The sequence below is a fragment of the Paenirhodobacter sp. genome (genome assembly GCF_050177655.1).
Taxonomy (GTDB): Bacteria; Pseudomonadota; Alphaproteobacteria; order Rhodobacterales; family Rhodobacteraceae; genus Rhodobacter.
On the sequence record NZ_JBFXGV010000016.1, the window covers coordinates 1 to 19,684 of the forward strand.

Genomic DNA, 19,684 nt, shown 5'->3' on the forward strand with positions numbered 1-19,684 from the left:
ATATCTCGGTGGACGCGGACTTCACCTCGCTGCTGAAAGTCGGCGGCAAGCTCTTCTCGGTCACCCATTTCGAATCGCGCCCCGGTGCGATGTATCTGAGCGAGCTGAAGCAGGATGCCGACGGCAAGCTGACGCCGGTCTCGACGAAGCCGATCGACTTCTCGAAGTACGGCGGTCTCTGGGTGCCCTGCGCCGGTTCCGTGACGCCCTGGGAAACCCATCTGGGCGGCGAGGAATATCCGGCCGACGCGCGTGCGATCGAAGAGGCGACCGCGCTCGATCAGATCGACGACTATGATTACCCGATGGTGCGCTTCCAGGGCCTCGACCCGGCGAAGATGACCCTCGACGAGTTCCGCGCCGCCTATCTGCCCTATCGCTACGGCTTCCCGACCGAGATCACCGTGACCGAAAATGGCGAAGGCGTCGCCGCGAAGCATTTCGCGATGGGCCGCGTCGCGGTCGAGCTGGCGAATGTCATGCCCGACAAGAAGACGGTCTATATCTCGGACGACGGCACCAACGTGGGCCTCTTCCGCTTCGTCGCCGACAAGGAGGGCGATCTGAGCGCCGGCACGCTTTACGCCGCGAAATGGGTGCAGACCTCGGATGCGGGCGTCGGCACGGCGAATATCGAATGGGTCGACCTCGGCCATGCCGATGACGCGACCATTCAGGCCGCGATCGAGAAGGGCACCAAATTCTCGGATATCTTCGAGACCGCCGATCTGGCCGAAGACGGCTCCTGCCCCGAAGGGTTCGCCTCGTCGAATGCCGAGGGCGCGGCGGAATGCCTGAAGGTGAAGCCGGGGATGGAGGCGATCGCCTCGCGTCTGGAAACCCGCCGTTATGCCTCGATGATGGGCGCGACGACCGAGTTCCGGAAGATGGAAGGCTCGACCTACGACCCGGACAAGCACGCGCTCTACCTCTCGATGTCGGAAGTGTCGAAGGGTATGGAAGACGGTTCGAAGCAGGACAAGGGCGGGCGCAACGACATCCGCGTGGCGAAGAATTCCTGCGGTGCGGTCTATCAGCTCGGCCTCGACGATACCTACACCGCGACCACGATGAAGGGGCTCGTCGCCGGCATCCCGATGTCGAAGGAAGAGGAGGCGAAGGCCGCCGATCCGAGCTGCGATCCGGCGCATAACATGTGCGGCGACGCGGCCAAGGTGAACACCTGTGACATCAACGGCATCGCGAACCCGGACAACATCACCTACATGCCGGGCTACAACACGCTCATCATCGGCGAGGACACCGGCGAGGGCCACCAGAACGACGCGATCTGGGCGATGAACACCGATACCGGTGCGCTGACGCGGATCTTCTCGACCCCCTACGGTTCGGAAACCACCTCGACCTACTGGTATCCGAACGTGAACGGCCACGGCTATCTGATGGCGGTCGTGCAGCACCCCTATGGCGAAAGCGACGAGGACAAGCTGCAGGATCCGGCCGACGCCCGCGCCTATGTCGGCTACATCGGCCCGTTCCCGGCGATGGACAAGTGATCCGGGGCTGATCCCGAAACCAACGCGAGGTCCGGGCCGGTCCCGGGCCTCGCCCTTTTTGACGGAGACGACGATGCTGCGGCTTTCCCTTCTCGCTGTTCTGGCCGGCACCTGCCCGGCGCTCGCGCTCGATCTGCATTCGACGGCGCTGGACAACCGCACCGCCTATATCCCGCCGCAGTGCTACACCAGGACCGAGGACGCGCAGGGCGTCGCCCACAACCCCTGCCAGACCTGCCACGTGCTGCCGCGCCATCCGAATTTCGTCTCCGACGCCGATCTGCAGGAGGCTTACGCGATGCCGGAAGTCGCGCGCACGAACCCCTGGCGCAATCTTTTCACCGATCGCCGCGCCGCGGTGGCCGCGACCGATCCGGCCGAGATTGCGGCCTGGGTGCGCGCGGACAATTATCACGACGCCTCCGGCGCGCCGAAGCTCGCCGCGACGCTGGCCCATCCGCCGGCGGAGTGGGACGTGAACGGCGACGGGCGCTGGGCGGGCTATGTGCCCGATGCGGCCTTTGCCTTCGATGACGAGGGCTTCGACCACATGCCCGACGGACGGCTCACCGGCTGGCGTGCCTTTGCCTATCAGCCGCTGCCCGGCACCTTCTGGCCGACCAATGGCTCGAGCGACGACGTGCTGATCCGTCTGCCCGAGGCCTGGCGGCAGGACGGCGCAGGGCATGAGGATCTGGCCATCTACAAGATCAACCTTGCCGTGACCGAGGCGCTGATCCGCCGCACAGACGTGGCGATCGCGCCCACCGACGAGGCGGCTCTGGGGGTCGATCTCGACCGCGACGGCAAGCTTTCCACCGCGACGCAGGTCACTTTCGACGGCAGTGCCGCGGGCACGGGGATGCATTGGGTCGGGCTTGCCGCGACCCTTGGCAAGGCGGCGCCGATCGCCGCCGGGCTTTATCCGCTCGGCACCGAGTTCATCCATTCGGTGCGCTATCTCGACCCGGCGCCCGGGGGCGTGACGATGGCGGCGCGGATGAAGGAGCTGCGCTACATGAAGAAGACGCGCTGGAAGAGCTATGCCGCGCTCGAGGAATGGGCGCTTGCGGAAAAGAAGGAAGACGCCGATTTCCCCGACCGCACGAAGCAGTTCTTCGGCAATGTCGAGGAGGGGATCCCGAACGGCACCGGCTGGCGGTTGCAGGGGTTCATCGAGGATGCGGCGGGCGATCTGCGCCCGCAAAGCTTCGAGGAGACGGTGTTCTGCATGGGCTGCCACGGCTCGATCGGCACGGTGGACGATTCGACCTTCGCCTTTCCGCGCAAGCTCGGGCCGGGGGCGTTTCGCGAGGGCTGGTATCACTGGAGCCAGAAGGGGCTGGCCGGCACGCCCGACCTGATCCGCGCCGATGGCTCGGGCGATTACGCGCATTACCTGCGCACCAATGGCGCCGGCGACGAATTCCGCGCCAATGCCGAGGTGATCGAGACCTGGCTCGATCACGGCAAGCTTGATGACGCCAAGGCCGCCGCGATCGAGGCCGATATCGCGCCGCTCGTCACGCCCTCGGCGGAGCGCGCGGTGGCGCTTGATGCCGCGTACCGGATGATCGTGCGGGAGCAGAGCTTCGCGCAGGGCCGCGACGCGACCGTCGCGCCGATGGACGGCCACGTCTGGCGCCAGCTCGAGGAAGAGCAACCGACCGGGCTCACCGCCGAGGCCGGGTGGTTCCCGCGCACCGCGCGCTGAGGCTTGCGCGGCCCGGCCCGCGCCTGTATCAGGATCACGAGCGCGGGTATGGTGTAGTGGTAGCGCCTTAGCCTTCCAAGCTAATGGGGCGGGTTCGATTCCCGCTACCCGCTCCAATTCCCCCGATCCCCTTTGACGCGCGGCCCCCGGCTTCCTAGATTGACCGGATCAGGAGGGCTGCAGATGGCCGGTGGCTGGGCGCGCGACGGCGCGGTGAACGAACAGATCGACGCCTCGATCGAGGACGAGCTCAAGCGCCTGCAGGCGCGCCGCGCGCCGCAGGGCGAGAGCGCGGAGTTTTGCGTGGAATGCGACGAGCCGATCCCCGAGGCGCGGCGCAACGCGATCCCCGGCGTCAAGCTTTGCATCGACTGTCAGAAGGCGCGCGACGCGCGGCCGCAGCTGCGCGGGGGGATCAACCGGCGCGGCTCGAAGGACAGCCAGCTCAAATAAAAAACGGGGCCGGCGAACCGGCCCCAGTCCTGCGATAGGAAAACGAAGGGTTCCGACGGGGGATCATTTCGTCAGGATCAGCTTTCCCTGCTTGGTGATACGCAGCGTGTAAGTCTGTCCGTCGAGGAAAATCTGCGCCAGATGCCCGCCCGAGGTGAGCGCGCGCGCGTCATGCGCGGGCAGGGCTTCGGCGGTGTCGCGCAGCGAAAGCGTCATGTTCATCGACGGCCCTCCATCCGGTCGAGCATCGCCTCGATGCCCTGCGCGGGCGCGCAGCCGGCGCAGAGCGCGGCGACGAGATCGGCGAGCGAGAAGCCGGCGGGATCCGGGCGATGGGCCCGGTCGGCGGGGCGAAAGAGCGGGGCGCGTTTCATGGTCGTCCTCATCGGTCATGCGGTCGGTCGATGGGTATAACCTGAGTTAAAAAATCAGGATTGTAAAGGTGATTCTTTTTGTCGGAATTAAACCGGCGAGAGGATGCGCGTCCTCCCGCCGAAAAAGGCGGGGCCGCCCCCGGTGGCTGGAAAACCGGAGGCGGCCCCTGACCCGTGCGCCTCGCTGGACCCAAGGCGCTTTCACGGGTGTCTCTTACGGCTCGGGATCATGCTCGCCGGACAGGTGCCGGTCGTTCTGCATCTCGAGCCACATGGCGTTGGCCACGGCAATCAGCGCCGCGAGCGGCAGGCCGAGGATCCAGGCGAAATACCACATCGTTTCGGTCCCTTTCTCAATAGGCGTTGTGATTTTCAGTGACTTCTTCGACCGTCACCTTGCCCCAGAGCACCTTGTAGACCCAGGTGGTGTAGGCGAGGATCATCGGCACGAAGATCACCGAGACGACGAGCATCACGAACAGCGTCTGCTGCGAGGACGAAGCGTCCCAGACCGTCAGCGAAGCATCGGGCTGCAGCGACGAGGGCAGGATGAACGGGAACATCGTCAGCCCGACCGAGGCGATCACGCCGAAGATCGCGACACCCGAGAACAGCACCGAGAAGCCGCTGCCCTTGCGCATCGCCGCCACCGCCAGCAGGATCCCCACCACGCCGAGGATCGGCGCGATCGCGATCCAGGGCCGGAGCGCATAGGCGGCCAGCCAGGAGCCGTCACGCGCCACGGTGGTGAACAACGGGTTCGAGGGACCGTTCACCGCGACCTCCGAGGTGAAGTGATAGGCCGGGATCCCATAGGCGAGCCAGACGCCTGCGCCCAGATAGGCGAGCAGCGAGACGAGCCCCGCCACGGTGCCGATCGACTTCGCCCGGTCCTGCACCGCGCCCTCGGTCTTGAGCGTGAGCCAGGCCGCGCCATGCATCAGCAGCATGGTGAGCGAGACGACGCCCGCGAGGATCGCGAAGGGGTTCAGCAGGCCGAGGAACTTCGCGTAGAAGGCGCCGGGATAGAGCGGCATCAGGTCTTCGGTGATCTGGAACGGCACGCCCTGCAGGACATTGCCGACCGCCACGCCGAAGATCAGCGCGGGCACCGCGCCGCCGACGAAGAGCGCCCAGTCCCAGCCATTGCGCCAGGCCGCGCTTTCGCGCTTCGAGCGATATTTGAAGCCGACGGGCCGCAGGATCAGCGCCGCGAGCACCGCGAACATCGCGAGGTAGAAGCCCGAGAAACTGACCGCGTAGAGCGGTGGCCAGGCCGCGAAGATCGCGCCGCCGCCGAGGATGAACCACACCTGGTTGCCTTCCCACACGGGGCCGACGGTGTTGATGACGACCCGCCGCTCGGTGTCGGACTTCGCCACGAAGGGCAGGAGCGCGCCCACCCCCATGTCGAAGCCGTCCGTCGCGGCGAAGCCGATCAGCAGCACGCCGAGCAGGAGCCACCAGATCACGCGCAGGATATCGAGAGTGATGAGGTCACTGAGGATCATGATCTTACTCCGCAGGCTGGGTGACAGGGGCGTCGAGCGCCATCAGCCGCGCCTCGTGCTGACGCTGCCATTCGTTGGTTTCCGCGACATCCTGATAGGGGCCCTTCCGGATGTATTTGATCATCAGGCCCATCTCGATGATGAAGAGGATCGAGTAGAAGGTCACGAAGCCGGCCAGCGTGATCGCGAGATCGGCCGCCGAGAGATGGCTGACCGAAAGCGCGGTCGGCAAGACGCCGTCCACCGTCCAGGGCTGACGCCCGAATTCGGCGGTGAACCAGCCGAGTTCCGCGGCGATCCAGGGCGCCGGGATCACGATCACGGCGAAGCGGAGCGCCCAGCGCGGGTATTTCATCCCCTTGAAATTCGCGACCACGAAGAAATAGCCGAGGATCGCGATGAAGGAGAAGCCGAGCGCCACCATCAGGCGGAACGACCAGAAGATCGGCCAGACGGTGGGAACGGTGTCGTTCGCCGCCTTCACGATCTGCTCTTCGGTCGCCTGCCGCGGATCGTCGACATAGCGCTTGAGCAGGAAGGCAAAGCCGAGATCCTTCGAGTGTTCCTCGAAAGCGGCCTTTTCCTCGGGGGTGACATTGCCCTTCGCCGCGCGGATCTGCATCAGCGCGTCATAGGCGAGGATGCCCGAGCGCACGCGGGTTTCCGCCTGCGCGACCAGCTGGTCGATGCCGGGGATCTGCTCGGTCAGCGAGCGGGTGCCGAGAAGGCCCATCGCGAAGGGGATCTTCACCGCGTAATGGGTTTCGCGCGCTTCCTGATCGGGGATGCCGAAGAGGGTGAAGGAGGCCGGGGCCGGCTCCGTTTCCCACATCGCCTCGATCGCGGCGAGCTTCATCTTCTGGTTCAGAGAGGCGTTGTAGCCCGACTCGTCGCCGAGGATCACGACCGAGAAGGCCGAGGCGAGGCCGAAGGCCGCCGCAACCGCGATCGAGCGCCGCGCGAGTTCGAAGTGATGGCCCTTGAGCATGTACCAGGCGGAAACGCCGAGCACGAAGATCGAGGCCGTCACATAGCCCGCCGAAACGGTATGGACGAATTTCGCCTGCGCCACCTCGTTGAAGACGACGTCGAAGAAGGAGGTCATCTCCATCCGCATCGTCATCGGGTTGAATTCGGCGCCGACCGGGTTCTGCATCCAGCCATTGGCGATCAGGATCCAGAGCGCGGAGAAGTTGGAGCCGATCGCCACGAGCCAGGTCACCACCAGGTGCCCGACGCGCGAGAGCTTCTCCCAGCCGAAGAACATCAGCCCGACGAAGGTGGCTTCCATGAAGAAGGCCATCAGCCCCTCGATCGCGAGCGGCGCACCGAAGATGTCGCCGACGTAATGCGAGTAATAGGACCAGTTCATGCCGAACTGGAATTCCATCGTGATGCCGGTGGCGACACCGAGCACGAAGTTGATGCCGAACAAGGTGGCCCAGAACTTCGTCATCTGTCGCCAGATCGGGCGGGCGGTCATCACATATACCGTCTCCATGATCGCCACGATGATCGACAGACCAAGCGTGAGCGGCACGAAGAGGAAGTGATAAAGCGCTGTCATCGCGAACTGCAGTCGCGACAGCTCGACAATATCAAGCTCCATCGTCTTCTCCGTTTCGTTTCAGATCGGGGCGGCGCGTGGGGCCCCGTAAAAGGTGCATGGGCGGAAAATATTTTCCGTAAATGCATCTTCGGCTTTCCTGCGCCCCCGCGGCTTCGCAATCAAAGGGGCACTTGGTCGCAGGCTGCGCAAAAATCCGCCCATGCCTGTGTATCTTCCAAATTTATCAAGGAATTGACAACACGAAATGGTGATCGGCGAAATTCCGGTCGGCGGCGCGATGGCTGACGACGACGAAACCCGACTCGGGCAGGAGCTGGCGCAGACCGGTGAAAACCGCCGCCGCGGTGGCCGGATCGAGCCCCTCGCTCGGCTCGTCGAGCAGCATCAGCGCCGGGCGACGCAGCGCCGCGCGGGCAAGCGCGAGGCGCCGTGCCTGCCCGCCCGAAAGCCCCGCGCCGCCGGGGCCGAGCCGGGTCGCGAGCCCGTCGCGCGCGCGCAAAGTGTCGGCGAGCGCCACCGCCTCGAGTGCGCGCCAAAGCGCGGCCTCGTCGGGCGGCGCGTCCTCGGGCTGGGCGAGGGCGAGGTTTTCGGCCACCGTGCCCGCGATCAGCGCGGCGCGCTGCGGCACGAGGGTGAGCGTCGCGCGCAGCTCCGCCTCGGGCCAGTCGGGCAGGGCGCGGCCCTGCAGCCGCACCGCGCCCGCGCTCGGCGCAATCAGCCCGGCGAGGGTGGCGAGCAGCGTCGATTTCCCGGCGCCCGAGGGGCCGGAGATCGCGAGCCACTCCCCCGCGCGCAGGCTCAGATCGAGCGGGCCGAAGGCCGCGCGCGCGGCACCGGCGCGCTGAAGCGAAAGGCCGGTCACGGCGAGGAGCGGCGCCTGGCGGTCGGTCGGGATGTCGCTTGAGGGGGCAGGGCGGGGCGGCGTGTCGGAGAGCGCGAGCACCCGCGCCGCGGCGCCCTGCATCCGGCCGAGCTCGGCAAGGCCGCGGCGCAGGAGCGAGAGGCTTTCGCCCAGCGCCAGCGCGACGAAGAAGCCGATCGCGGCCTCGGCGGGGGTGATCGTGCCGGCGCTCGCCAGCGGGCCGGCGGTAGCAAGCGCCAGCGCCGCGGCGATACCGGTGGTCAGCATCAGCGCCGCATCGCCGCGCCGCTCGGTGCGTTGCAGCGCGCCCTGGGCGGCGGCCTCGGCATCGACGGCCCCTGTGGCCTGCGAACTCTGCCGCGCGAGCGCACCGGCGACGGCGAGATCGGCGCGGCTTTGCATCAGGTCGAGCACGCGGGCACGGATCGTTTGCGCGGCGGCCTCGGTCGTCGCCGCCTGTGCCTTCGCGCGGCGCGCGGTGAGGGCGAGCGCCAGCCCGCCGCCGAGCGCATAGGTCGCCAGCGTGACCCAGGCGGTGATCGGCGCGACGAGGAACCAGAGCGCGGCAAAACCCGCCGCCTGCACCGCGACCGCGCTCACCGCCGGCAGCACGAGGCGCAGCGCCAGCCCGTCGAGCGCGTCGACATCGGCGGTAAGCCGGTTCAGCGCCTCGGCCCCGCGCAGCCGCGCCTGCGCCTCGTAGGGCAGGCGGGTGACGCCGGCGTAAAGCGTGCCGCGCAGGGCGGAAAGCGCGCGCAGCGTGGCGTCATGGGTGAGCATCCGCTCGCCATAGCGCGCGGCGGCGCGGCCAAGGGCAAGGAAACGGACGCCGGCGGAGGGGCGGAAGAAGTCGAAGCCGATGCCGACGCCGGCGATGCCCGCGGCGGCGGCGGCGGTGACGAACCAGCCGGACAGGCCAAGGAGCGCGGTGCCCATGACGAGCACGGTGATGCCGAGGATCAGCCCGCGGCCAAAGGCGACCGGCTCGGCTGCGATCAGGCGGCGCGCGATGCGCAGAAGCGGTTTCATCGTGCCTCCTCCCCGATCGGGATCACCCGGTCCATCGCGGCGATCACCGCGGGGTCATGGCTCGCGATCAGCAGCGCCGCGCCGCGCGCGCGCAGGGTCAGGAGCGCCGCGAGCACCTGCGCCGCGGTCTCCGGGTCGAGATCGGCGGTCGGTTCGTCGGCGAGGATCAGCCGCGCGCCGGAATGCGCCGCGCGCGCGATCATCAGCCGCCGCGCCTCGCCGCCCGAAACGCCGCCGCCGATATCGCCGAGCCGCGCCGTCAGCCCGCCGGGCAGGGCGGCGACGATGCCCTCGGCCTGCGCGGCCTTCAGCGCGGCGGGCAAATCGCCCGGGCGCCCGAGCGTCAGCGCCTCGGCGAGCGGCGCGTCGATGAAGCGGGGCGCCTGCGGCAGCCAGCCGATGCCGGCGCGGATCGCATCGGCGGTTTCGACGGTGAGCGGGGTCTCGCCCCAGCGGATCTCCCCCGCTTCGGGCCGGATCAGCCCGGCGAGCGCGGTGAGCAGTGTCGTCTTGCCCGCGCCCGAGGGGCCGGCGAGCGCCACCGCCTCGCCCGGCGCGACGCTGCCGTCGGGGGGCGCGATCGGCGCGGCACCGGGGCCGGGGCGCAGGCGCAGCCCCGCCCAGGAAAGCGGCGCGGGGGACAGGGCCTCAGCCGGCGCGCCGGTGCCGAGGATCGCGCCCTCGCGGGACAGCATGGCCTCGGCCTCGGCGATTTCGCCCGCGACGGCGAGGGCCGAGGCACGGTCGTGCCAGGCCGCGGCGAGATCGCGCAGCGGCTGGAAGAACTCGGGCGCGATCATCAGGATGAAGATGCCGGCGGAGGGGGTGAGCAGCGCGCCCCAACTCCCGAAGGGGATCTCGCCGAGCAGGTTGAAGCCGACGTAGACGGCGACGAGCGCGACGCCGAGCGCCGAGAAAAGCTCGAGCACGGTCGAGGAGAGGAAGGCGACGGCCAGCACCCGCATCGTGCGCTCGCGCAGGGTTTCGGAGGCCACGGCGAGGGAGCGGCCGGCGCGCGCCTCGGCGCCCAGAAGCCGAAGGTCGGCCGCGGCGGCGACGCGCTCGACCAGCTCGCCGTTGAGCGTGCCGATCTGCGCCATCTGCCGCTCCGACGCCTCCTGTGCCGCCATGCCGACGAGCGCCATGAAGAGCGGAATGAGCGGGCCGGCGATCAGCAGGATCACCGCGGCGAGCCAGGAAAAGGGCAGGGTGCAGAGCAGGAGCACGAGCGGCACGATCCGGGTGCGCATCATCGCCGGCTGGTAGCGCGCGGCCCAGGGCGCGAGGGCGGCGGATTTCTCCCCCGCAAGCGTCGCGAGCGCCGCGGGGGCAAGCGTCGCGCGCGCATCGAGCCGCGCGGCGGGGCCGATCAGCCGGTGGCGCAGATCGGCGACGAGCCGCGTCGCCGCACGCTGCGCAAGTGCCGCAGCCCAGGCGTCGAGCCCGGCGCGCAACGCGGCGAGCAGCGCGAAGAGCGCCGCGGCCACAAGCGGCGAAAGCGCCGCGGGCGGCGTGACGAGCCCGCCGATCGCCAGCGCCACCACCGCCGATTGCGCCGCCCAGATCAGCTCGGCCAGCGCCGACAGCGCACCTGCGGCATTGAGCGCGCGGTTGACCGGGGCGGCAAGCCGGGCGAGCGCCGCCTGCGGGCGGTCTTTGGGGGGATCTGTTTCGCTCATCGCTCCGGCCGGTTCGCTGTACCGGGCAGAGCTAGACCGGAGCCTGCGCCCCGGCAACCGGGCTGCGGCGATCTGTCCGCACCGGCCCCGGGCAGGGCGCGCTCAGAACCACTGCCCCTGCTCCATCAGCCCGAGATCCATCAGCTGCTGGCTCGACCAGTCGAAGGGCACCGAATTCGACCAGCGGAAGGTCGGGATGTCATAGGTCGAACCGGGGTTGTATTTCAGCGCCTTGGCGACGCGGAAGGAGGCGATCGCCGCGGTCAGGTTGTGGTGCCAGGGGCAGGCGTAGGTGTTGTATTCCTCGTCGGAAAAGGTGTGATCGGGCCGCAGCGTAAGCCCCGGCGCGCTGCGGAAGAGCGCGATCCGGTCGATCTTGCGCCGCTTTTCCGAAATATGCTCCTCGAAGCGCCAGCGCAGCCCGCCATAGAAATTCAGCTGCCGCTCCTTCGGATGGCCCTGGTTCTCCGGATCGGGCCGGCCGAGCGCGTAATAGCCCGAACGATCGAGCATCGCCTCGGTCAGGTTCACCGCATTCGGGTTCTTCTCGAGATCGGGCGCGTAGAGGTCGACGACATAGCTCAGCATCGCCGCGCGCCGTTCCTCGGTGTGGAAGGCGAGCAGCTCGCGCACGGTGCGGCTCTCGCAGAAGGGGAAGAACAGGTATTCCGCGTTGAAGCAGTAATACATCCAGGTGCCGGGCGGAGCGGCGGCGATCACCGGGTTCACCGCGCGCACCAGCGCCTCGGGCGCGTGCATGTTCCAGGGAATGCGGTGGATCTTTTCGGCGAGATCCCCGGGCAGGGTGAGCGCCTCGGGCGCGAAGACGAGGGGCGCGGCGAAACCGGCCTTCAGATGGTGGCGGATCGTGCTTTCGACCTCGACCAGATCCTCGACGAGGATCATCGCGATCGGCCCCTTGGCGAGCGCCGCCTTGCCCTCGGCGAGGAATGTCTCGAGCGATGCGTAATCCATGGAACCGGCCTGCCTGCGTCGTTTCCCGGCAGGATCGGCGAAGGGGCGGGGGATTGCAAGCGGGGGCGAGGTTGCAGCGCGGGGCGGTTTTGCTGTATCGGGCGGGTCTGAACCGCGGGGGATCGCCATGACGGACGCGCCGAAGAAGCTGCATATCAAGACCTACGGCTGTCAGATGAACGTCTATGACAGCGAGCGCATGGCCGAGGCCATGGGGGCGCAGGGCTATCAGCTGACCGACGATCCGGCCGAGGCGGACATGGTGCTGCTCAACACATGCCACATCCGCGAGAAGGCGGCGGAGAAGGTCTATTCCGACCTCGGTCGGCTGCGCCCGTTCAAGGAGGCGAAGCCCGATCTGAAGATCGGCGTCGCCGGCTGCGTCGCGCAGGCCGAGGGGGCGGAGATCATGCGCCGGATGCCGCTCGTCGATCTCGTCGTCGGCTCGCAGAACTATCACCGCCTGCCCGAGATGGTGGCGGCGACCGAGCGCGGCGAGAAACCGGTCGACACCGAATTCCCGACCGAGGACCGCTTCGAATTGCTGCCCGAGCGCCCGGCCTCGAACCGGCCGACGGCGTTCCTCACCGTGCAGGAGGGCTGCGACAAGTTCTGCGCCTTCTGCGTCGTGCCCTATACGCGCGGCGCCGAGATCTCGCGCCCGGTCGCGCGGATCATGGCGGAGGCGGAGAAGCTGGTGGCGAAAGGGGTGAAGGAGATCACGCTCCTGGGCCAGAACGTCAACGGTTATCACGGCGAGGGGCAAGGCGGCGCCTGGGGCCTTGGGCGCCTCGTGCGCGAACTTGCCCGGATCGAGGGGCTGGAGCGGATCCGCTACACCACCTCGCATCCGAACGACATGGCCGACGACCTGATCGAGGCGCATGGCGCCGAGGCGAAGCTGATGCCCTATCTGCATCTGCCGGTGCAGTCGGGATCCGACCGGATCCTCAAGCTGATGAACCGCCATCACACCGCCGAGGATTATCTGCGGCTGATCGAGCGGATCCGCGCCGCGCGGCCCGACATCATGCTCAGTTCGGATTTCATCGCGGGCTTCCCGGGCGAGAGCGACGCCGACCATCAGGCGAGCCTCGATCTGATCCGCGCCGTGGGCTATGGCGCGGCCTTCTCCTTCAAGTATTCGCCGCGCCCCGGCACGCCCGCGGCGAACCGCGAGGGCGTGGCCTCCGAGGTCGCCGATGCGCGGCTGCAGGAGCTGCAGGCGCTGATCACCGCGCAGCAGCATGCCGCGCAGGAAGCGATGGTCGGGCGCGAGGTCGGCGTGCTTTTCGAGAAGCCGGGCCGGCTGCCCGGGCAATGGGTCGGCAAATCGGATTACCTGCAGGCGGTGCATGTGAGCGCGCCCGCGGAAAACCTGCAAGGCACTCTGCGCAAAGTGAGAATCACTGCCAGCGCGCCGAATTCTCTGGCCGGCGAATTGCTCTGAACGCTGCCGCCCCCGGTTGCGTCGCCCCGGCGCATTCGGGTGCAATTGTGGCGAAATCGTTTCCGTTGCGGAAATCGGCCCCGCAGATGCGGCGGTTTGTTCGTCGAAAAGCTACAATATATGGGTGAATTTCCTTTCAAACCCGCACGGTTTTGCTACTGTAAGTGAAATTTAGTTAACAGCCCTTCGGGGCTGGTGGGGATTATCGAGGAGGCAGTGGCGGCGATGGACCGGATCGGCAAGGCATGGAAACCCGTGGCGGTGGCGCTTGGCGCTGCGGCCCTGATGCTCGGGGCCTCCTTCGGCCCGGCCTCGGCGCAGGATCAGGCGATGACCCAGCGCGCCGAGAAATACGTGCCGACGATCTGGATCGACCCCGATGGCTGCGAGCACTGGGCGATGGACGATGGCGCCGAGGGCTATATGGATGCGCGCAAGACCCGCGACGGCCGCCCGGTCTGCCACCGCGACGTCTGCGGCGTGATCCCGACCGACACGCTGTTCACCACCGACAGCTCGAAGCTCACCGCCTCGGGCCGCTCGACGCTGGAGAACTTCTTCCGCACCGCGCAGGCGCGCAGCTTCATCATCACCGGCCACACCGACAGCCGCGCCTCGGACGAATACAACATGGGCCTCTCGAAGCGCCGCGCCGAGGCCGTCGCCGGGGTCGCCAATTCGGTGGGCGCGCCGGTGCTCGCGGTGAACTGGTATGGCGAGCGCTGGCCGCGCGCGACCAACGCGACGGCCGCCGGCATGGCGCAGAACCGCCGCGTCGAAATCATCTGCGTGAAGTGAGGGGCAGGGACATGAAAGCGATCAAATTCCTCGTGCTCCTCGGCGCCGTCGCCGGCCTCGCCGCCTGCGACGCGGAACCCTCGGACAAGGGCTGGGACCGCAACATCGGCGGCGCCAAGCACCTGAGCCAGCTCAAGGCCGGTGTCTGGATCGACCCGGAAGGCTGCGACCACTGGATCATCGACGACGGCGTCGAAGGCTACATGACCGAGCGTGTCGACGATTACGGCAAGCCGATCTGCTCGGGCGCGGGCCCGGCCTCGACCGCGGTCGGCCCGTTCAAATCGGGCGGCGAAATCGCCGATCCGGTGCGGACGTCGAACTTCGAATAATCACTTGCTCAAAATTTGGGCAAAAAGGCCGTGCGGCGCTCCGCACGGCCTAATTCATTACAGTTTGATGAAATCTGCACGCAGTGGTGACGAAAAATAAACCAAGACTTGCGTGAATCCGGGGGGAGAGGCACCATATCTACATCAACGCCAGCCAGGGAGACGTTATTGGGCTTCAGCGCGATCACCCCGCCTCGTTCTCAGGAAGCATATGAAACGCTGCTTGAGTTTCCCGACAACCGGTTGCTGATCGACCTTTGCGGAGAATTTGACCGCAACCTCGCCCAGATCGAGCACAAGCTCGGTGTCCATATCCTGCGCCGCGGCAATCAGCTCGCCGTGGTCGGCACCCCGGAAACCCAGGCCCAGGCGGCGGCGATCCTGCAACACCTCTATCAGCGGCTCGAGGGCGGCAAGGCGCTCGACGCGGGCGAGGTCGACGCCGCGGTGCGCATGGCCGATCTCGGCAATGCGGGCATGACGGTGGACGAGCAGCTCGAGATGTTCGCCGCCGGCAAATACGAGATCCGCACCCGCAAGAAGCAGGTCGAACCGCGGACCGAGGCGCAGAAGGCCTATGTGAAGGCGCTGTTCGAGAACGAGCTCGCCTTCGGCATCGGCCCGGCCGGCACCGGCAAGACCTATCTCGCGGTGGCCGTCGGCGTCACCATGCTGATCGGCGGCCATGTCGACAAGATCATCCTCTCCCGTCCCGCCGTCGAGGCGGGCGAGCGCCTCGGCTTCCTGCCCGGCGACATGAAGGAGAAGGTCGATCCCTACATGCAGCCGCTTTACGACGCGCTGAACGACTTCCTCCCCGCCAAGCAGATGCAGAAGCTGATGGAGGAGAAGCGCATCGAGATCGCGCCGCTCGCTTTCATGCGCGGCCGCACGCTGTCGAACGCCTTCGTCGTGCTCGACGAGGCGCAGAACGCGACGACGATGCAGATGAAGATGTTCCTCACCCGCCTCGGGCAGGGGAGCCGCATGGTGATCACCGGCGACCGCTCGCAGATCGACCTGCCGCGCGGCACCGCCTCGGGCCTTCACGATGCCGAGCGCATTCTCGACGGCGTGAAGGGGATCTCCTTCAACTACTTCACCGCCGCCGATGTGGTGCGTCACCCCCTTGTGGCGCGGATCATCGACGCTTATGACCGCGACGATGTCGGAGCCGCTGGTTGATATACTGATCGAGGACGGGCGCTGGGAGGAGATCGACCTCCCCGCGCTCTCCGAACGCGCCGCGCGCGCCACGCTGGCCGACCAGGAGCTGGTCGCCGCGGAGTGGGAGATCAGCCTGCTCGGCTGTGACGACGCGCGCATCGCGGTGCTGAACGGCGAACACCGCGCGAAGCCGAAACCCACCAATGTGCTGAGCTGGCCCGCGCAGGATCTCGCCTCCGAGGAAGACGGCGGCGAGCCGTATTTCCCCGAGCCCTTCGTGCCGGGTGAACGCGACAGCCTCGGCGATATCGCGATCGCGTTCGAGACCTGCGCACGCGAGGCGGTCGAGGGCAATATTCCGCTTGCCGACCACGTCACCCACCTGATCGTGCATGGCGTGCTGCATCTTCTTGGTTACGATCACGTGCGTGATGCAGATGCCACCTTGATGGAAGCGATCGAAGTGCGCATTCTTGCGCAGTTGGGAATTGGTAACCCATATGAGAGATGATGCGGCCGTGAGGCCGTGCATTCTGGAAAGGAACGATGGGACAAGTCGCTGACGGGGTGTCCCCCGCCAACGCCCCGGCGTCGGAACCCGACGCGGGCGAGAGTTCGTCCGAACCGCACTCGCGCGGTTTGTTAGGACGTTTGTTCGGCGCTCTGGGCGCCGCTTCCGAAACCGAGGGCGAGGCCCCCGAGGCCGTCCACGCGCCGCCACCGGCGCCGACGCCGGGGCTGGGCAACCTGCGCAAGATGCGGGTCGGCGATGTCGCGATCCCGAAGGTGGAGATCGTCGCCGTGCCGGTCACCATCCCGCGCGACGAGCTGGTCGAGGTGTTCCGCGCGCAGGGCTATTCGCGCCTGCCGGTGTTCAAGGAGACGCTCGACACCCCGCTCGGCCTGATCCACCTGAAGGATCTGGCGCTCGAATGGGGCTTTGGCGGCGGTTCGGGCCGGTTCTCGCTGCGCAAGCTGTTGCGCCCGCTGCTTTACGTGCCGCCAAGCATGCCGATCGGGGTGCTCCTGCAAAAGATGCAGGTGCAGCGCATCCACATGGCCCTCGTGATCGACGAATATGGCGGGGTCGACGGGCTCGTCACGCTCGAGGATCTGATCGAGCAGGTGATCGGCGAGATCGAGGATGAGCATGACGAGGCCGAGGGCGGCTTCTGGAAGCTCGAGAAACCCGGGCAATGGGTGGTGCAGGCGCGCGCGCCGCTGCGCGAGTTCGAGGCCGAGATCGGCATGACCCTCGCCGATCCGGAGGAGGAGCAGGAGATCGATTCGATGGGCGGTCTCGTCTTCATGCAGATCGGCCGGGTGCCCGCGCGCGGCGAGGTGATCAAGGGCGAAAACGGCGTCGAATACGAGATCCTCGACGCCGATCCGCGCCGGATAAAGCGGCTGCGCATCCGCCTGCCCGGCGTTGCGCCGGCCGAGTGACCCGCCTCATGCGCCTGCCCAGTTTCCTTCGCGCGCCCCGGCGCCCGCCGCTTTGGGCGCTGGCCGCGGGTGCGGCGCTCGGCGCGGGTGTCGCGCTCGGGCAGGCGCCCTTCGATCTGTGGTGGCTCGCGCTGATCGCGCTCTGGCCGCTCTTTCCGCTCGCGCAGCGCTTCTCCCCGGGCTGGATCGGTTTCGCCGCGGGCTTCGGCTATGCCGCGCTCGCGATGTTCTGGATCGTCGAGCCCTTCTTCGTCGAGCCCGAGGTCTATGGCTGGATGGCGCCCTTCGCGCTGATCTTCATGTCGGCGGGGATGGGGCTGTTCTGGGCGCTGGGGCTGGGCCTTGGCGCGCGGCTTGGCGCCACCGCCCCACAACGTGCCGCCGGCATGGCGGTGGGGCTCGTGCTCTCCGACGCCTTGCGCTCCTATGTCTTCACCGGTTTCCCCTGGGTGCTCTTCGGTCATATCTGGATCGGTACGCCGGTCGCGCAGGCGGCGGCTTTCGTCGGCCCGCTCGGGCTGAGCGCGATCACCCTCGCGCTTGCCGTCGCGCCCTGGCTCATTGCCGCGCCGAAACGGCGCTGGATCGGCGAGGGCATCGCCGCGCTCGTCCTCGCCGCACTCTGGCAAGGCGGCGAGATGCGCCTTGCCGCGCCCGAGGCGCCGCGCACCCCCACGCTGAACCTGCGCCTCGTGCAGCCCGACGCGGCGCAGGCGCTGAAATGGCTGCCCGAATATCGGCTGCCCTTCTTCTACCGCCATCTCGATCTGACCGCGCAGGCGCCGGCCGAGGGCAAGCCGCGCCCCGATCTGATCGTCTGGCCGGAAACCGCCGTGCCCTTCCTGCTCGACGATCCGGGCGACGGGCTGCGGATGATCGCCGATGCCGCCGGCGGCGTGCCCGTCGCGCTTGGCATCCAGCGCTCGGAGGGGATGCGCTATTACAATTCCCTCGCGCTCATTGGCCCGGGCGGCACCGCCGAGGCGCTTTACGACAAGATCCACCTCGTCCCCTTCGGCGAATATATCCCCTGGGGCGATGTGATGGCGCGCCTTGGCATCCATGCCTTCGCCGCGCAGGAGGGCAACGGCTATTCCGCGGGGACCGGGCCGCGGCTTTTCGACATGGGCAAGCTTGGCCTTGCCGAGCCGCTGATCTGCTACGAGGCGGTCTTCCCGCAGGATATCCGCGACGTGCCGCGCCGCCCCTCGTTCCTTCTGCAGGTGACGAATGACGCCTGGTTCGGCGAGGTCTCCGGCCCCTGGCAGCACCTCGCCCAGGCGCGGCTGCGCGCGATCGAATTCGGCCTGCCGCTCGCGCGCGCGGCCAATACCGGGGTGAGCGCGATGGTGGACGCGAAGGGCCGGGTGATCGAGGAGCTCGGCATGGGCGTGCAGGGCGTGATCGACGCGCCCCTGCCGCCGGCGCTGCCCGTCACGCTTTACGCGCGCATCGGCGACATGTCGCTGATCGGATTTGTTCTGGCCCTTGCCCTTGCAATTTTCCTGCGCGCAGGCAGATACCGCGTTGACCCGACCTTAACCCGGGTCTAGGCACACTCACCGAACCACCCCAACGGCTTCCTGACGGGGTGGGGATCTTTCAATGGAGCACCAGCCGATGCCGCGCGAAAACTACGTCTTCACCTCCGAATCCGTTTCGGAGGGCCATCCCGATAAAGTCTGCGACCGAATCTCCGACGCCGTCCTCGACGCGCTGATCGCCGAGGAGCCGAACGCCCGCGTCGCCTGCGAGACCTTCGCGACCACCAATCAGGTCGTCGTCGGCGGCGAGGTCGGGCTTTCCGACAAGGCGCGGCTTGCCGATTTCATGAGCCGGATCGACGGCATCGTGCGCGACTGTGTGAAGGACATCGGCTACGAACAGGACGCCTTCCACTGGGCGACGCTGAAATTCGCGAACTACCTGCATGCGCAATCGGCGCATATTTCGCAGGGCGTCGACAAGGACGGCGCGGGCGATCAGGGCATCATGTTCGGCTATGCGACGGATGAGACGCCCGAGCTGATGCCGGCGCCGATCCTCTATAGCCATGCGATCCTGCGCCGCCTCGCCGAGGTGCGCAAATCCGGCGCCGAACCGACGCTCGGCCCCGATGCGAAATCGCAGCTTTCGGTGCGCTACGAGCACGGCCGCCCGGTCGGCGTGACCTCGATCGTGCTCTCGACCCAGCACAAATACGAAAGCCAGACCTCAGACGACATCCGCGCCATCGTCGAGCCCTATATCCGCGAGGTTCTGCCCGCGGGCTGGATCGACGAGCGCACCGAATGGTGGGTGAACCCGACCGGCACCTTCGTCATCGGCGGGCCCGACGGCGACGCCGGCCTCACCGGGCGCAAGATCATCGTCGACACCTATGGTGGCGCGGCGCCCCATGGCGGCGGCGCCTTCTCGGGCAAGGATCCGACCAAGGTCGACCGCTCGGCCGCCTATGCCGCGCGCTATCTGGCGAAGAACGTGGTGGCCGCCGGGCTCGCGCAGAAATGCCTCATTCAGGTGAGCTACGCGATCGGCGTGGCGAAGCCGCTCTCGATCTATGTCGACACCTATGGCACCGGCACCGTCCCCGACGAGGAGATCGAGCGGATCGTCGCGAAATGCATGGATCTGACGCCGCGCGGCATCCGCACCCATCTCGACCTGAACCGCCCGATCTACGCGCGCACCGCGGCCTATGGCCATTTCGGCCGCGCGCCGGAGGCCGACGGCGGCTTCAGCTGGGAAAAGACCGACCTCACCGAGGCGCTGAAAAAGGCGCTCTGAGGCGTTTCCCTTCATCTTGC

Annotated in this window: 19 protein-coding genes, 1 tRNA gene and 1 riboswitch; of the genes, 12 read left to right on the forward strand and 8 right to left on the reverse strand. The window is 67.6% G+C overall.

Going from position 1 to position 19,684, the window contains the following annotated elements:
- From AB7U46_RS07965 to AB7U46_RS07980, 4 genes are all read left to right on the forward strand, one after another.
- A partial coding sequence (locus AB7U46_RS07965) for a PhoX family protein (protein WP_428336423.1) occupies nucleotides 1–1,517 on the forward strand: 1,517 nt, incomplete at its 5' end.
- Nucleotides 1,518–1,590: 73 nt separating this feature from the next.
- A complete protein-coding gene (locus AB7U46_RS07970; protein ID WP_428336424.1) occupies nucleotides 1,591–3,231 on the forward strand; it encodes a hypothetical protein in 1,641 nt (546 codons plus the stop codon).
- 42 nt (nucleotides 3,232–3,273) lie between these two features.
- Nucleotides 3,274–3,347: transfer RNA gene (locus AB7U46_RS07975), tRNA-Gly, on the forward strand.
- A 67-nt stretch (nucleotides 3,348–3,414) separates the two neighbouring features.
- Nucleotides 3,415–3,684 (forward strand): DksA/TraR family C4-type zinc finger protein, encoded by a 270-nt coding sequence (locus AB7U46_RS07980; RefSeq protein ID WP_428336425.1) that lies wholly within the window; start codon nucleotides 3,415–3,417, stop codon nucleotides 3,682–3,684.
- Between the two features lie 63 nt (nucleotides 3,685–3,747).
- Here the strand turns inward: AB7U46_RS07980 and hemP are convergent, their stop codons facing one another.
- From hemP to AB7U46_RS08020, 8 genes are all read right to left on the reverse strand, one after another.
- A complete protein-coding gene (gene hemP / locus AB7U46_RS07985; protein ID WP_428336426.1) occupies nucleotides 3,748–3,906 on the reverse strand; it encodes a hemin uptake protein HemP in 159 nt (52 codons plus the stop codon).
- Nucleotides 3,903–4,058, reverse strand: coding sequence for a hypothetical protein (locus AB7U46_RS07990; RefSeq protein WP_428336427.1), 156 nt, complete (start codon nucleotides 4,056–4,058; stop codon nucleotides 3,903–3,905). The genes hemP and AB7U46_RS07990 overlap by 4 nt, the downstream gene beginning before the upstream one ends.
- Before the next feature lie 214 nt (nucleotides 4,059–4,272).
- The gene (gene cydX, locus AB7U46_RS07995; RefSeq protein ID WP_428336428.1) at nucleotides 4,273–4,395 is read right to left on the reverse strand and encodes a cytochrome bd-I oxidase subunit CydX; all 123 of its coding nucleotides are present in this window, start codon (nucleotides 4,393–4,395) and stop codon (nucleotides 4,273–4,275) included.
- Nucleotides 4,396–4,411: 16 nt separating this feature from the next.
- Nucleotides 4,412–5,569 carry a cytochrome d ubiquinol oxidase subunit II gene (cydB, locus tag AB7U46_RS08000; protein ID WP_428336429.1) on the reverse strand — a complete coding sequence of 386 codons (1,158 nt, stop codon included), beginning with the start codon at nucleotides 5,567–5,569 and terminating at the stop codon, nucleotides 4,412–4,414.
- Between the two features lie 4 nt (nucleotides 5,570–5,573).
- On the reverse strand, nucleotides 5,574–7,178 hold the full coding sequence (locus tag AB7U46_RS08005; protein ID WP_428336430.1) for a cytochrome ubiquinol oxidase subunit I: 1,605 nt from the start codon (nucleotides 7,176–7,178) through the stop codon (nucleotides 5,574–5,576).
- 184 nt (nucleotides 7,179–7,362) lie between these two features.
- Nucleotides 7,363–9,030, reverse strand: coding sequence for a thiol reductant ABC exporter subunit CydC (gene cydC, locus AB7U46_RS08010; protein WP_428336431.1), 1,668 nt, complete (start codon nucleotides 9,028–9,030; stop codon nucleotides 7,363–7,365).
- A complete protein-coding gene (locus AB7U46_RS08015) occupies nucleotides 9,027–10,709 on the reverse strand; it encodes an ABC transporter ATP-binding protein/permease (RefSeq protein ID WP_428336432.1) in 1,683 nt (560 codons plus the stop codon). Before AB7U46_RS08015 ends, cydC begins: the two co-directional genes overlap by 4 nt.
- Before the next feature lie 102 nt (nucleotides 10,710–10,811).
- The gene (locus AB7U46_RS08020) at nucleotides 10,812–11,684 is read right to left on the reverse strand and encodes a hypothetical protein (protein WP_428336433.1); all 873 of its coding nucleotides are present in this window, start codon (nucleotides 11,682–11,684) and stop codon (nucleotides 10,812–10,814) included.
- 127 nt (nucleotides 11,685–11,811) lie between these two features.
- Between AB7U46_RS08020 and miaB the strand changes: the two genes are divergently transcribed.
- The 8 genes from miaB (at nucleotide 11,812) to metK (ending at nucleotide 19,664) form a co-directional block, all read left to right on the forward strand.
- The gene (gene miaB / locus AB7U46_RS08025; RefSeq protein WP_428336434.1) at nucleotides 11,812–13,134 is read left to right on the forward strand and encodes a tRNA (N6-isopentenyl adenosine(37)-C2)-methylthiotransferase MiaB; all 1,323 of its coding nucleotides are present in this window, start codon (nucleotides 11,812–11,814) and stop codon (nucleotides 13,132–13,134) included.
- Nucleotides 13,135–13,419: 285 nt separating this feature from the next.
- Nucleotides 13,420–13,932 carry an OmpA family protein gene (locus AB7U46_RS08030; RefSeq protein WP_428336484.1) on the forward strand — a complete coding sequence of 171 codons (513 nt, stop codon included), beginning with the start codon at nucleotides 13,420–13,422 and terminating at the stop codon, nucleotides 13,930–13,932.
- 11 nt (nucleotides 13,933–13,943) lie between these two features.
- Entirely contained in the window at nucleotides 13,944–14,264 is a 321-nt protein-coding gene (locus tag AB7U46_RS08035) for a hypothetical protein (protein WP_428336435.1), read from the forward strand.
- Nucleotides 14,265–14,432: 168 nt separating this feature from the next.
- Nucleotides 14,433–15,449, forward strand: coding sequence for a PhoH family protein (locus AB7U46_RS08040; protein ID WP_428336436.1), 1,017 nt, complete (start codon nucleotides 14,433–14,435; stop codon nucleotides 15,447–15,449).
- Nucleotides 15,418–15,942 carry an rRNA maturation RNase YbeY gene (gene ybeY, locus AB7U46_RS08045; RefSeq protein WP_428336437.1) on the forward strand — a complete coding sequence of 175 codons (525 nt, stop codon included), beginning with the start codon at nucleotides 15,418–15,420 and terminating at the stop codon, nucleotides 15,940–15,942. Before AB7U46_RS08040 ends, ybeY begins: the two co-directional genes overlap by 32 nt.
- Before the next feature lie 35 nt (nucleotides 15,943–15,977).
- Nucleotides 15,978–16,877: a transporter associated domain-containing protein gene (locus tag AB7U46_RS08050; protein ID WP_428336438.1), complete on the forward strand. Its 900-nt coding sequence runs from the start codon at nucleotides 15,978–15,980 to the stop codon at nucleotides 16,875–16,877.
- 8 nt (nucleotides 16,878–16,885) lie between these two features.
- Complete coding sequence (lnt, locus tag AB7U46_RS08055; RefSeq protein ID WP_428336485.1) at nucleotides 16,886–18,430, forward strand: apolipoprotein N-acyltransferase; 1,545 nt, start codon at nucleotides 16,886–16,888, stop codon at nucleotides 18,428–18,430.
- Between the two features lie 11 nt (nucleotides 18,431–18,441).
- A riboswitch (SAM-SAH riboswitch) is annotated at nucleotides 18,442–18,490 on the forward strand.
- 7 nt (nucleotides 18,491–18,497) lie between these two features.
- A complete protein-coding gene (gene metK, locus AB7U46_RS08060; RefSeq protein WP_428336486.1) occupies nucleotides 18,498–19,664 on the forward strand; it encodes a methionine adenosyltransferase in 1,167 nt (388 codons plus the stop codon).
- Nucleotides 19,665–19,684 lie beyond the last annotated feature (20 nt).

What these genes read in the sequence shown, in the direction of transcription:
- AB7U46_RS07970 (WP_428336424.1), top strand. Translation starts at nt 1,591, where the DNA reads ATGCTGCGGCTTTCCCTTCTCGCTGTTCTGGCCGGCACCTGCCCGGCG.
- AB7U46_RS07980 (WP_428336425.1), top strand. Translation starts at nt 3,415, where the DNA reads ATGGCCGGTGGCTGGGCGCGCGACGGCGCGGTGAACGAACAGATCGAC.
- hemP (WP_428336426.1), bottom strand. Translation starts at nt 3,906, where the DNA reads ATGAACATGACGCTTTCGCTGCGCGACACCGCCGAAGCCCTGCCCGCG.
- AB7U46_RS07990 (WP_428336427.1), bottom strand. Translation starts at nt 4,058, where the DNA reads ATGAAACGCGCCCCGCTCTTTCGCCCCGCCGACCGGGCCCATCGCCCG.
- cydX (WP_428336428.1), bottom strand. Translation starts at nt 4,395, where the DNA reads ATGTGGTATTTCGCCTGGATCCTCGGCCTGCCGCTCGCGGCGCTGATT.
- cydB (WP_428336429.1), bottom strand. Translation starts at nt 5,569, where the DNA reads ATGATCCTCAGTGACCTCATCACTCTCGATATCCTGCGCGTGATCTGG.
- AB7U46_RS08005 (WP_428336430.1), bottom strand. Translation starts at nt 7,178, where the DNA reads ATGGAGCTTGATATTGTCGAGCTGTCGCGACTGCAGTTCGCGATGACA.
- cydC (WP_428336431.1), bottom strand. Translation starts at nt 9,030, where the DNA reads ATGAAACCGCTTCTGCGCATCGCGCGCCGCCTGATCGCAGCCGAGCCG.
- AB7U46_RS08015 (WP_428336432.1), bottom strand. Translation starts at nt 10,709, where the DNA reads ATGAGCGAAACAGATCCCCCCAAAGACCGCCCGCAGGCGGCGCTCGCC.
- AB7U46_RS08020 (WP_428336433.1), bottom strand. Translation starts at nt 11,684, where the DNA reads ATGGATTACGCATCGCTCGAGACATTCCTCGCCGAGGGCAAGGCGGCG.
- miaB (WP_428336434.1), top strand. Translation starts at nt 11,812, where the DNA reads ATGACGGACGCGCCGAAGAAGCTGCATATCAAGACCTACGGCTGTCAG.
- AB7U46_RS08030 (WP_428336484.1), top strand. Translation starts at nt 13,420, where the DNA reads ATGCTCGGGGCCTCCTTCGGCCCGGCCTCGGCGCAGGATCAGGCGATG.
- AB7U46_RS08035 (WP_428336435.1), top strand. Translation starts at nt 13,944, where the DNA reads ATGAAAGCGATCAAATTCCTCGTGCTCCTCGGCGCCGTCGCCGGCCTC.
- ybeY (WP_428336437.1), top strand. Translation starts at nt 15,418, where the DNA reads ATGACCGCGACGATGTCGGAGCCGCTGGTTGATATACTGATCGAGGAC.
- AB7U46_RS08050 (WP_428336438.1), top strand. Translation starts at nt 15,978, where the DNA reads ATGGGACAAGTCGCTGACGGGGTGTCCCCCGCCAACGCCCCGGCGTCG.
- lnt (WP_428336485.1), top strand. Translation starts at nt 16,886, where the DNA reads ATGCGCCTGCCCAGTTTCCTTCGCGCGCCCCGGCGCCCGCCGCTTTGG.
- metK (WP_428336486.1), top strand. Translation starts at nt 18,498, where the DNA reads ATGCCGCGCGAAAACTACGTCTTCACCTCCGAATCCGTTTCGGAGGGC.